This is a genomic window from Sphingobacterium sp. UGAL515B_05, from assembly GCF_033097525.1.
Lineage (GTDB): Bacteria > Bacteroidota > Bacteroidia > Sphingobacteriales > Sphingobacteriaceae > Sphingobacterium.
In genome coordinates this window covers 5,716,301-5,729,466 of the sequence record NZ_CP109907.1, presented here as the reverse complement: position 1 = coordinate 5,729,466, position 13,166 = coordinate 5,716,301, and the positions used below count along the sequence as shown (strand labels likewise).

Annotated in this window: 5 protein-coding genes; all 5 read left to right on the top strand. The window is 45.0% G+C overall.

Annotation, left to right across the window (positions count from 1 at the left end; translation table 11 throughout):
* Positions 1-316: 316 nt before the first annotated feature.
* The 5 genes from OK025_RS24005 (at position 317) to OK025_RS23985 (ending at position 13,166) form a co-directional block, all read left to right on the top strand.
* On the top strand, positions 317-4,327 hold the full coding sequence (locus tag OK025_RS24005; protein ID WP_317667283.1) for a two-component regulator propeller domain-containing protein: 4,011 nt from the start codon (positions 317-319) through the stop codon (positions 4,325-4,327).
* Between the two features lie 182 nt (positions 4,328-4,509).
* A complete protein-coding gene (locus tag OK025_RS24000) occupies positions 4,510-7,374 on the top strand; it encodes a TIM-barrel domain-containing protein (protein WP_317667281.1) in 2,865 nt (954 codons plus the stop codon).
* Between the two features lie 28 nt (positions 7,375-7,402).
* On the top strand, positions 7,403-10,540 hold the full coding sequence (locus OK025_RS23995) for a SusC/RagA family TonB-linked outer membrane protein (protein WP_294187941.1): 3,138 nt from the start codon (positions 7,403-7,405) through the stop codon (positions 10,538-10,540).
* A gap of 12 nt (positions 10,541-10,552) precedes the next feature.
* A complete protein-coding gene (locus tag OK025_RS23990) occupies positions 10,553-12,181 on the top strand; it encodes a RagB/SusD family nutrient uptake outer membrane protein (RefSeq protein WP_317667280.1) in 1,629 nt (542 codons plus the stop codon).
* Between the two features lie 49 nt (positions 12,182-12,230).
* Positions 12,231-13,166: a hypothetical protein gene (locus OK025_RS23985; RefSeq protein ID WP_317667279.1), complete on the top strand. Its 936-nt coding sequence runs from the start codon at positions 12,231-12,233 to the stop codon at positions 13,164-13,166.

Genomic DNA, 13,166 nt, shown 5'->3' with positions numbered 1-13,166 from the left:
GGTTTAACAGGGGGATAACAGGGGGTTAACAGGGGTATAACAGGGGTAAACCCTTGTTAACCCCTAGCTATATCCCTGTAAAAATGGTACTATTCCGATTTAACTTGCGAACATGATCGCAATGTGGTAACATGGTTAGGGGATAAAGAATAGTTGTCTCGATAATGCCATTTTTTATATTGGGAATATGATAAGCGGTGATAGTGCGTGTTATATAATGATGAAACGATCAAAAGACCATGTTAAAGCTTATATGAATAGCAACTTGATTTGCTGTATTTGCTCAATTTTTGTATCATTGGGGAGATGAAAACCAATGCAGCAGCTTAAGTCTTTTTTATACGCGTATCTCCAACTCTTTCTTTTCCTTTTCTTAGGGCAATCTTCAGTTTGGAGCCAGGTCAATACGTATGCGTTTAAAACCTTAACTTCTGATCAGGGCCTGGTCCATAATCATGTCAATTGCGCACTCCGGGATAAGTACAACTACCTCTGGTTTGGTACCGAATCTGGCCTGAGCCGATTTGATGGGGCGCAATTCACAAATTTTCGCTATTCTGCCAATAAACGAACCGGGCTGAGTGGAAATTCGATTTCCGCAATCTTTGCGGGACCAGAAGGCAATGTATGGATTCGTACCAGCAACCGGATGAATGTGTATGATCAGCGCTCAGGTATTATCATCCAGCAGCTTGATTCCATACTGACCCGCTTAAAGTTGCCCGTCAAAGACGTACATACGATAAGACAGCTGGAAGGGCAGACCTTTGCACTATTGTATAGCGATCGTTCGCTGATCTTGTACGATAGCCTAAAGAAAACCTATCGTACTGTACCGCCGTTGACCAAGAACAACCGAATCGCCGATGTGATAGCTGGGCAAGGCCACACGATCTGGGTAGTCTTCGAAAATGGCCTGCTGGGCCATATTGATACGAAATCACTTCAAAGTACCAAAACCAGCTTATTGCCGATCAGCAATAAGCTGGTAAATTATAATCTATTTGCCGATCAGGATGGGGCGATATGGATCTTCTCAAAGGATATTCCAATCGGTGTATACTGGTTTGACCCGAAAGATGGATCAATTCAACATCTCCAAAAAGAACTATCCAATCCTTTTGTAGGCAATATCGTGCAAGATGATAAAGGGCATCTCTGGCTAGGAACTGATCATGGTGGGATCAATGTTTATGATAAAAAAACAAAAAGTGTACAAATCATCGGTAACGATAAATATGATTTACGAAGCCTACCTTACAATAGCATAACGGCTTTATATCGAGATAAGTCAGGTATTATCTGGACGGGAACATACAAAGGCGGCATCAGTTATTATCATCCCAACTTGTTATTATTCTCCTTAGTCAAAAACTATCCTGGACTTCCCAAATCACTTCCCTTTGACGACGTCAATAAGTTTGTACAGGATCGAAAGGGTAATCTCTGGATTGGGACAAATGGTGGGGGATTGCTCTATTATGATATCAGTCAGAAAACCTTTACGCAATACCTGCATGATCCTCAGGATCCCAATAGTTTGAGCAGCAACGTGATTGTTTCCTTATTGCTGGATGCGGAAGACAGGCTGTGGATAGGAACTTATCGAGGTGGTATGTGTCAATTTGACGGCAAAAGTTTTAAGGTTTTCCACCGTGACTCGGCCCCCGGGAAATTGAACGACGATAGTGTATGGGAGATCTATGAAGATAGTCAACATCGGCTTTGGATAGGAACGCTAAGTACCGGCCTGTACCTGTTTGATAAAAAAACAGCACAGTTTTCGAAAACATATACACGGCAGGGCCAAACCATCAACAGCAATTATATCTCTGTTTTATTTGAGGATTCAAAAAAACGTCTCTGGATCGGCACAGCTACAGGATTGGCATTGTTGGCCCCCGACGAGAAGATTACCTATATCAATACATCCAGTTCGCCTATGAAACTCATGAATGATCTAATTTATGATATCAAAGAGGACAAAGCCGGTCGTATTTGGGTAGCGACACAAGAGGGACTGCATGTAATCGATGGTGCCAAAATAAGCTATCTTACACAGCAAGATGGGCTTAGCGACGATGCAATCCTGGCACTCTTGGTCGATGATCAAGGTGATGTTTGGGCTTCCACAAACAAAGGCCTGTCGGCGATTGTCGGTACAGGGCAGGCAGAGAAGTTTATCATCCGCAATTTTACGCAGGAATTGGGCCTTCAGGGGAATGTATTCAATGAAAACGCTGCTTTAAAAATGCGGGACGGAAGACTTGTTTTTGGTGGGCCAAAGGGGTTCAATTTTATTGATCCTGCGAAAATTAACCGCGAAAGTGAACTGATCTTGCCGCTTTTGTCGAATCTCTATTTATTCAATAAGCGGGTAGCCGTAGGTGAAGAATTTTCGGGCCGGGTCATTTACGATCAAGCCCTGAATAATCTTAAGGAACTGAGGCTTCCGTACAGCCTCAATGCCATTTCGCTGGAGTTCTCGACCTTTGACTACCTACAGCAACATAATGGACTCTACCAATATCAGCTTGCTGGTCTAAGTGATGAATGGTTTGATTTTGAACCGGGAACCATGCGGGCCAGTTTTACCAATCTGGACACCCGCAGCTACAGCTTGTATATTCGGCATGCTATCGATTCAAGTAGCTGGTCAGATGGTGTACTACTTTTGACAATCGATATACAGCCACCGTTTTGGCGTTCAACAATGGCTTTTCTTTTTTACGCCTGTTTGATACTAGTCGTCCTATGGGCTTATTTTTATTTGACAAAACTGCGTGTCAGGACGCGTAATCAACTTTACCTCGCTCAGGAACAGGCTGCACAGGCAAAGGAACTGGATGCGTTGAAAACACGTTTCTTTACCAATATAAGCCATGAATTCAGGACTCCGATCAGCTTGATTCTAACTCCAGCACAGCAGCTGCTGGATGAAGAGCAGCATCCAGAAAAAAAAGCCGACCTAAACTTAATCAAGAAGAATGCAGACCGTCTGCTTAAATTGGTCAACCAGCTGCTAGACTTTAGAAAATTGGAGAAAAGTGAACTTGAACTGAACGAAGAATATGGGGATCTGATGGGATTTATCCGCGAACAGCTCGATGCCTTTGCAGTAATGGCTCAAAGCAATCAGATCTCGCTGCAGGTCAATATCGCTCCAGACACATATCTGTCCTGGTTTGACAAAAACAAATTGGAAAGCATTATTTTCAATCTGATGTCAAATGCGGTCAAATTTAGCCCAGTATCCGGTATTGTGACATTCAATGCCGAAATCACTGAACAAGAAACAGAAAAGATACTGTGTATTGAAGTTCAAAATCAGGGTATAGCGATTCCCGAAAATTTACAAGCCCGCGTTTTTGAACGTTACATACAACTGGATGTGCCAAATGGAAAACTGAATCAGGGTACAGGCATCGGGCTTTCTATTGTCAAAGACTATGTCGAATTCTTGAGTGGAACTATCAGGCTGAGTAGTAATGCGCGCTGGACGACATTTAATGTTCAGTTGCCCATAAATAAGGCCGTAGCGAGCGCCGATCCCGTCGAAAGCAGTAAGCAGGATAAACCCGCTATTTTATTGGTGGAAGATGATATTGACTTCCTTCATTACTTGGAGCGAACCCTGAGTTCGGTCTACCTAATTTACGCTGCACAAAGTATTAATGATGCAAAATTGATCCTAAGCAAGCAGCAGGTCGATCTTGTCATCACCGATCTCAGCCTGCCTGGAGAGAGCGGACTGGATTTTTGCCGCTTTATAAAAGCCCAGGCTAAGCTGGTCCATATCCCTGTGCTGATTGTAACTGCGGTAGTCAATCAGAAGATCGAACTGGAGGCCTTACAGGCCGGTGCAACAGATTATATCAACAAACCTTTTAATATCAGTCTGCTGCGTTCAAAATTGGCGCAGATACTCCATCAGCAGCAGACGTTAGTAAAACGGTATAAAAAACAGATCAACGTTAATCTAGCGCAGCCTGATATCGTATCTGCTGATGAACAGTTTATCCGTGTGCTTGTAAAGGAAATTGAACAGGATCTCAGTGACTCTTCGCTTTCTGTCGAACTGCTAGCCAAAAGAATGAACCTCACCCGCGTAGGGCTTTATAAAAAGGTGCTTGCCATCACAGGCTATTCACCGATGGAATACATCCGACATATTCGGCTCAAACGTGCCATGCATCTGGTTCAGAACTCGAAATTATCGATGGCTGAAATTGCTTATGAAGTAGGATTCGGAAATCCGAAACAATTCAGCAAATATTTTAAATCTGCATTTGGTAACCTGCCGTCTTTTTATCGAAAAAGCTTATAAATAAATGGTTTAGTTGCAATGTCGTCTGCATGTCTTACCGCATAAGTTAACAAAATAACCCCTAAAAGTTAACAAAACATACCCCTTATACAACCGGTTGCATTTTATATTTGATCTGTTCTTTCAATAGGAAAGGACATGTAATAACCAAGGGAATATAATAACCAATAAATCTTATTTAAATGCGCAACTTAACGTACGCTTTAAGTGGTTTGATGCTCTTCGCAATCGTACAGCAGGGATTTAGCCAAGCCAATAAAGCTCATTATGAAAAAATGCCTTCTGGTATTAAGGTCAGCTTCAAAAATTCGGAGACCTCCATTGATCAGGATATTTATTTGGATGTCGTGACCGACAAGATTGTGCGTGTCACAGCTGTTCCGGCTGGTGCAGCCTTACCGGGACAAACAAGCTTAGTGATCGTCGATTCACTGCGCCGGCAAGTAAAATCACTCGCGGTAAGCTCGACCGACTCGACGGTAAATGTACAAACAGCCAATATGCAGGCAGTGGTTTCTTTGATGAATGGTAAAGTGGAATTTTTTGATCTTAAGGGGCAATCCATCTTTAAAGAAGCAAAGCGGAATTCAAGTTCTTTCTTAGCCAATAGTTATCAAGGTGATGCATTTTATCACATTAACCAAGACTTTATTGTCAATGCTGAAGAAGGGATCTATGGACTCGGCCAACATCAGAATGCGGTGATGAATTATAACCGCGGAAAACAGGTTTCGTTGCTGCAATATAATACAGAAATCGGAATACCCTTTTTACTGTCTACCAATAACTATGGTATTTTATGGCACAATTACTCCATCACAAAAGCGGGCGACGTGCGGCCGTTATTGCCCCTAAATGCTTTTAAGCTGCAGTCAAAAGAAGGTGAACCGGGGTGGCTCACAGCAACCTATGTAAACCGGAACAAAGGCGAAGAGGTTTATCTATCCCGGCCGGAATCGATCATTGACTATGGCTACCTAACAGATCAGCACAAGTTTCCAAAGGGCGTAAATCTGGCCGAAAGCAAAGTCATCTATGCCGGAAGTTTCTCTTCGCCCTACACAGGCAAACATGTGCTGCATTTTAAATATTCGGGTTATATGAAAGTCTGGATTGATGGGGAGCAGGTCGCTGACCGCTGGCGTCAATCCTGGAATGCAGGTACCTTTGAGATTGAGAGAGACCTCCAGAAAGATAAGATCCACCAGATCCGCATGGAATGGATACCAGATGGAGGGGAATCTTATTTTACATTAAACTGGCAGAGCCCTATCCCAGAAGCGCGTAAAAATGTATTTTCCTTTAATTCGGAAGCTGGCGATGCCATTGATTATTACTTTGTTCAGGGGGCATCAATGGATGAGGTCATTGCAGGTTATCGCCACTTGTCCGGCAAGGCACCGATTATGCCGCTTTGGAGCTTCGGATTTTGGCAGAGCAGAGAACGCTACAAGACGCAAGCGGAAATTGAAGCGGTCGCAGCTGAATTTCGCAAACGTAAGATTCCAATCGACAATATTGTGCAGGATTGGTCTTACTGGGCTGAAAATGACTGGGGGAGCCAGAAATTTGATGTAAAGCGTTTCCCAGATCCTCAGGCCATGGTGAAGAAGCTGCATGATCAGCACTTTAAGATCATGATTTCGGCCTGGCCCAAAATCAATGAAGAGTCTTCCGTCTACCAAGAATTTAAAGCCAACAAATGGATCTATCCACGAAATATTTATGATGGCAGAAAAGACTGGATCGGAAAGGGCTATACCTCGACATTTTATGATCCTTTCAACAAAGCGGCACGCGACGGGTTCTGGAAATTGTTGGACAACAACCTGTTCAAAATTGGGATCGATGCCTGGTGGATGGATGCCAGCGAACCAGATATTCACTCCAATATTGATCTGGATGAGCGTAAATCGGTTTTTCAGCCGAGTATAGGGTCATCTGTTCGCTATTATAATGCGTTCCCTTTGCAAAATGCCAAGGGTATCTATGAGGGCCAGCGTGAAACAGACCCTAACAAACGGGTATTTATTCTGACGCGATCTTTTTTTGCAGGGCAGCAGCGCTATGCGGCGGCGGCCTGGAGCGGCGATATTGCTTCGAGATGGCATGACATGAAAGATCAGATTGCGGGGGGTATCAATTTCTCGATGTCCGGGACACCTTATTGGACCATGGATGCGGGTGGCTTTTTGGTTGAAAATAGGTTTCACAAACCGAATGCGGCGGACTTGGAGGAGTGGCGCGAGCTAAATAGCCGCTGGTACCAATACGGGGCATTCTTGCCTTTGTTCAGGGCGCATGGACAATATCCCTACCGCGAGCCGTATAATATCGCTCCTGTGGATCATCCGGCCTATAAAAGCATGACCTATGCGATCAATCTACGGTATAAATTACTGGCCTATAATTATAGTCTTGCCGCGAAGACCTTTTTTGAAGACTATTCGATGATACGTGGACTTGCCATGGATTTCCCGCAGGACAAAGATGGATTCCAGAGCAACGACCAATACCTTTGGGGACCATCCTTGCTCATCAGTCCAGTTACTGAAAAAGGAGCGACCTCACGCAAGATACACTTTCCAAAAGGAGCCAGCTGGTATGATTTATACAGTGGCAAGATGGTAGCAGGCGGGCAGGATCTGGTTGTGGCAGCACCATACGAACGTATCCCTGTTTATGTCAGAGCCGGAGCAATAGTACCCATTGGGCCTGTCATGCAGTATACGGCCGAGAAAAAGTCGGATGTGCTGGATCTTTATATCTATGCCGGAGCAAACGGTCAGTTTTCACTCTATGAAGACGAAGGGAGCAATTATAATTATGAAAAAGGGAAATATAGCCGCATTGATTTCAGCTATGACAATTCTGCACAAATACTGTCTTTGGCCAGCCGTCAGGGAGATTTCGACGGCATGCTGACCAAAAGAAAGTTCAATATCATTTTTGTCAGCGACAGCAACGCCGTCGGACTGGATGTTTCATCAGCAAAATCAACAGTGGTAACCTATACAGGCAAAGCCTTGCAGGTCAAATTAAAATAATAAAAAACCAATTTATAAATCAAGACATATGATAAGCAAACAATTGTTGAGCAGGGGCATGGCAGTCGTTGTCATGACCAGCGTGACCTCTTTGGTCTGGGCACAATCCTTCACCGGATCGATTGTTTCGGCTGATTCAGGATTGCCGATCGGGGGCGCGAGTATCAGCGTAAAGAATCAGAAGATTTCAACGAGCAGCGATGAATCGGGCAAGTTTTCTATTGCAGCCAGCACAGGGACGATATTGACCATTACTTACGTAGGGTACAAAACGGAGGAAGTTAAAATTACGGGTCCCAATATGGTGATCCGCCTACAGCCGCAAGCTTCCGATCTCGAAGAGGTGGTGGTCATTGGCTACGGTGTACAAAAGAAAAAACTGAATACAGGCGCCAATTTGAAGGTGGAGGGTGAAGAACTGCAGAAACGCAATCAATTGAACCCGCTGCAGTCGCTTCAGGGGCAGGCACCGGGTGTATCCATTACATCAACTTCCGGTCAGCCGGGAGCAGATATGAAGGTCGTCGTCCGCGGGCTGGGAACAATCGGTAATTCGGGCCCCTTGTACGTCATCGACGGCGTTCCGGGAGGGGATATTTCGGTCTTGAATGCGGCCGATATCCAATCTATCGACGTACTGAAAGACGCAGCTTCGGCCGCCATCTATGGTTCGCAGGCTGCCAATGGGGTTATCCTGGTCACCACCAAAATGGGGACTGCGGGAAAAAATGTGCTGTCGTTTGATGGCTATACGGGCATTCAGAACGTTTCGCGTAAAGCAAAATTGCTGGATGCAGATCAGTACAAGCTGATCATGAATGAGCAATCGCTGAATTCGGGGGCCGCGCTGATTGATTTTAACGGCATGGACGGTCTGGCCAATACCAATTGGATGGATTACATGTTTAAGGATAATGCAAAAATGGACAATTACAATGTTGCCCTGACCGGCGGCAATGAAAAATCCACCTACGCCTTATCGATGAACTATATTGGTCAGGAGGGGATTGTAGGCGGTAAAGACGTTTCCAACTATCAGCGTTATGGTTTTCGGACGAATTCGGAACATAAACTCTTTGATAACGTTGTGAAAATAGGTCAGCACCTCAACTTTAACTACATCAAAAATCGAGGCATCAGTGTGGGCAATCAGTACAGCAATACGCTGCGCGGTGCGTTTGCCACTTCGCCTTTGTCACCGGTGTATTCAGACAACGGCTTGTACGGAAGTCCTTTCAATGATACTTCCAATTCACCTTGGTACAATGGGGACAGCAATCCATATGGGGTGATGATGACCAATTCGAACAACGCCAATGATGGCCAAAAATTATTGGCCGATATCTTTGCGGAAATCGAACCAATCAAAGGCCTAAAGGTCCGCTCATTGCTGGGATTCAACTATTATGCTTCAGAATACAGAAGTTTTACGCCCTTGTACCGCTTCTCCATCTACACCTACAACCAAGATCATACAACAACCTCACAGAACATGAGCAAAGGTCATACGCTGACCTGGACAAATACCGCTTCCTATGACTTTGATATCCATACGGATCATCGTTTTTCGGCCATGGTCGGTATGGAATCGCTACGTTACCAGGGAACTTACCTTTCGGGGTCCAACTGGAATCTACTTTCGCAGTTCAATGATTTTGCACATGCTTACCTGGACAATACCACAGGCCAGGCACACCTGGATGAAAAAGGGAACGTCGTCGAAACGCGTACGGTGTCTGGAAAGCCTGAGAACATCACCCGTAGAGTCTCGTACTTTGGACGGCTGGGTTACAATTATAAGGAAAAGTACCTGTTGAATGCGACATTGCGTGCAGATGGATCCTCTAAATTTTCGCGCAGCAACCGCTGGGGATATTTCCCTTCGGTGTCGGCAGGCTGGGTAATTTCTTCGGAAGAGTTTTTTAAAGAACATTTAGCGGCTGTAAACTTCTTTAAACTCCGTGCTTCATGGGGGCAAGTGGGTAATCAGGATATCGCTGATTTTCAATATGCGGCACCCATCAGTACCTCAACAGGCATTACATCGTCCAACCCCGGCGCACATTATGTTTTTGGAACGAGCAACAATAATATCGCTGGGGCCTATCCGAGCCGCTTGTCCAATCCGAATCTGACCTGGGAAACTTCCGAACAGACCAATATCGGATTTGATGCCAAATTTGCGAACAGCCGTCTGGATGTTGTCGCCGACTTTTATGTCAAAAAGACGAAAAACTGGCTGGTTACAGCGCCTGTTTTGGCGACAACCGGAACGTTGCCCCCTTTTATCAATGGCGGTGACGTGAAGAATACAGGGGTGGAACTGGGACTAAATTGGGCGGATAAGATCAATGAAGTCAAGTATCGTCTTGGGGTAAATGGTGCCTATAACAAAAATAAGGTGGGACAGATACCAACTGAAGATGGTATTATCCACGGACAGACAGCCATGTTATACGATAACTCGGAAGAATTTTACCGCGCCGCAAACGGCCTACCCATTGGCTACTTCTGGGGGTATAAAACAGACGGTCTATTCCAGAACCAAGCCGAGATCGACGCCTGGAAAACAGCCGGAAAAGGTATCCTTCAAGCGGATGTAAAACCGGGCGATGTGAAATATGTAGATCAGAATAACGATGGTATTATCAATGCCTCGGATAAGACAAATCTAGGTGTTGGCATGCCTAATTTTACCTATGGATTTAATATTGGACTGGATTATAAAGGATTTGATTTCTCGGTGAATGCCTACGGTTCCCTTGGAAACAAAATTGTACAGTCTTACCGCAATCATGCCAATAAACAAGCAAACTATACCACACGAATATTAGACCGATGGACCGGAGAAGGTACTTCCAGTACGATCCCCCGTGTTACGGAAACTAATGTCAATTGGCAGTTTTCAGACCTTTATATTCAGGATGGAGACTTTCTTCGGATCAGCAATGTGACCTTAGGTTATGATCTGTCGAAGCTGATCAAATGGAAGTATGCTAATCAGATCCGGTTCTACGTACAAGGTCAAAATCTGTTCACGTTCACCAAATATGATGGGATGGATCCCGAGATCGGTTATGGAACAGATGGTTGGGTATCGGGTATCGACCTCGGTTACTATCCAAGACCAAGGACTGTATTATTTGGCCTAAATGTTAAATTCTAAACACAAGAAATCATGAAAAAAACGAGCTATATCTATCATTCCATGTTATTTGGATCCTTAATCTTAGGATCATGTTCATCCAGTTTTTTGGATGTCGAACCGATGACAAGCGTTTTGGAAAGCAATTTTTATAAAACCGTAGCCGATGCTGACATGGCTCTGGTCGGTTGTTATGATGGTTATCAACGGACGACCTCCAATGGGAGCCAGTCTTTCTATCTGACAGCAGAGGTGGCCGCCGACAATTGTTTTGGCGGAACAGGTACAACAGACGGTCGCTCATTTCAGGCAATAGACCGTTTTGATATTGCGCAGTCCCAATCGGACAATAATATCTTTGATGGTACCTGGTCTGATTACTACGCGGGAATTTTTCGCTGCAATACCCTTTTGGGAAAATTGGACGGTACTGATTTTTCAGGCAACACAACAGCGCGGGCACGTATCGAAGGGGAAACGAAATTCCTGCGGGCCACCATGTACTTTGATCTCGTCCGTTTATTCGAAAACATCCCTTTGCTAACCAGCCCGACCAATGAGAATATTCCACAGTCGGACCCCAAAGCGATTTATCAACTGATTGTTTCAGACCTTAAATTTGCGGCCGCCAATATCCCAGCAACAGCTTACCCCAAGTCAGCTGCGGCCACAAATGATGGTCGGGCAACTCCATTTGCTGCCAAAGCGCTACTCGCCCGTGTTTATCTGTTTTATGCAGGCTATTATGGCAGTGAAGATATCGGTGTCTCCAAGGCCGAAGCCCTGGCGGGACTCGAAGAAGTTATCAGCAGCGGCCAGTTTGCGCTGGTGGCAGATTTCAAAAATCTGTGGCCGGCAGCGAGTTATATCCCCAATGCAAGCAATAATACGTTAGATATTTCCAAATATGCCGGTAAGGGAAATGCTGAGGTTGTATTTGCACAGAAATTCAACAATACATCGAACTACAACGGTTATGTTGATGGCAACCGCTGGGTCGTCTTTCTGGGCTTGCGTGGTAAAAATTGGTCGCCTTATGGCCAAGGATGGGGGGCATGTACGGTAAGCAAAAAGTTCTTCAATGAGTTTGACAACATGGATACACGCAAAACTGCCTCAATTATTGATATCGATGGCGAGAATATCACGGGATTTGACCTGAAAGACCAGCGTGAGTATACAGGTTACACCATCAAAAAATACGCCCCCACGGCATTGCCGGACGGCACCACCAATACAGGCGGGGATAAGGATATGCAACTGTCCCAAGACCAGGATTACTTTGTCATCCGCTACGCTGATGTCTTGCTTATGGCGGCAGAACTCGGTTCCGCAAACGCACAGAAATACTTTGACGAGGTAAGGAAAAGAGCGTATAAGACCAATTTTGTGCCGCTAGCAGTTTCAAAAAACAATATTCTGAAGGAAAGAAAATTTGAATTTGCGTTTGAAGGTATCCGCTATTGGGATGTATTGCGGCAGGGGCTGAATAATGCCGCCGCTACACTGGAAACAACCGAAGATGTGCCCAGTGGATCTGTGCCGGAGAAGGTCACTGTGACTAAAGAGCGTTTTTTGACAACGAAAGGATTTATGCAAATACCCAACAAGCAGATTACCTTATCCAATGGTGTACTGAAACAAAATGCCGGCTGGAACTAAACACAGGTATACCAGGACTTACTATTGGTTGAATTATAACTAGACAAACATGAAAAAGATATTCACATATGCCATCTGCTTTTTTGCGGCGATGGTACTCTTTGGAGCTTGTTCTCCCGAGAATTATACACTGGGAGACATTGATGTCACTTCGGCGCAGTTGGAGAAGGGAAAGGCCTTTACCGTTGAACATGACGCCAGTAATCCCAATATTGTGTATTTAACCAGCTTGATGGATTCAAAATACACCCCATTGTGGGAGCATCCACAAGGACGGAGTCAGGAGAAAAAGGTAACCCTGAAAATGCCTTTTCCCGGTGAGTACACCGTTAAATTTGGTGTCGAGACGCGTGGCGGCATCGTCTACGGCGAGCCAGTGACATTTAAAATCGATCAGATGTATGCCGAGTTTATCAGTGACGAGACCTGGACCTTATTGACGGGCGGGGCAGGGGAAGAGAAAACATGGTACCTCGATCTGGATGCTGAGGGCATTTCCCGCTACTTTAAAGGTCCAATGTATTTTTACGGCACCGGTGACTGGTGGGGAAGCATCAATAAAACAGCCGCGCCTTTAAATAGCGATAGCTGGAGCTGGGAACCCGATTGGAAAGGCAATAGCTGGCTTATGCCTGCCGGTGATTATGGAAGTATGACTTTTGATCTGAAAGGCGGTGCAAACATCAACGTGAATCATGCTATGCTGGGCAAAGTCCAGAAGGGGACTTTTAATATCGATACCGAAAAGAAAACCATCCGTATGACCGGGGCTTCGCCTTTACATGGAAAGCCACAAGATGGGATCGTTGTCGACTGGGGTGATGTACGAATTATGTCGCTGACCGAGAATACAATGCAACTGGCGGTATTGCGGGATCCCGTGCTTTCGAACGACGGAGCAGCTATGCTGACCTTTAATTTTATCAGCAAGGCCTACAAGGAGAGTTTGACCGAAGATCCCTCGGATACCAATAAGACTAAATAA

Excerpts from the sequence above, each read along its gene's own strand:
- OK025_RS24005 (WP_317667283.1), top strand. The coding sequence starts at position 317 with ATGCAGCAGCTTAAGTCTTTTTTATACGCGTATCTCCAACTCTTTCTT.
- OK025_RS24000 (WP_317667281.1), top strand. The coding sequence starts at position 4,510 with ATGCGCAACTTAACGTACGCTTTAAGTGGTTTGATGCTCTTCGCAATC.
- OK025_RS23995 (WP_294187941.1), top strand. The coding sequence starts at position 7,403 with ATGATAAGCAAACAATTGTTGAGCAGGGGCATGGCAGTCGTTGTCATG.
- OK025_RS23990 (WP_317667280.1), top strand. The coding sequence starts at position 10,553 with ATGAAAAAAACGAGCTATATCTATCATTCCATGTTATTTGGATCCTTA.
- OK025_RS23985 (WP_317667279.1), top strand. The coding sequence starts at position 12,231 with ATGAAAAAGATATTCACATATGCCATCTGCTTTTTTGCGGCGATGGTA.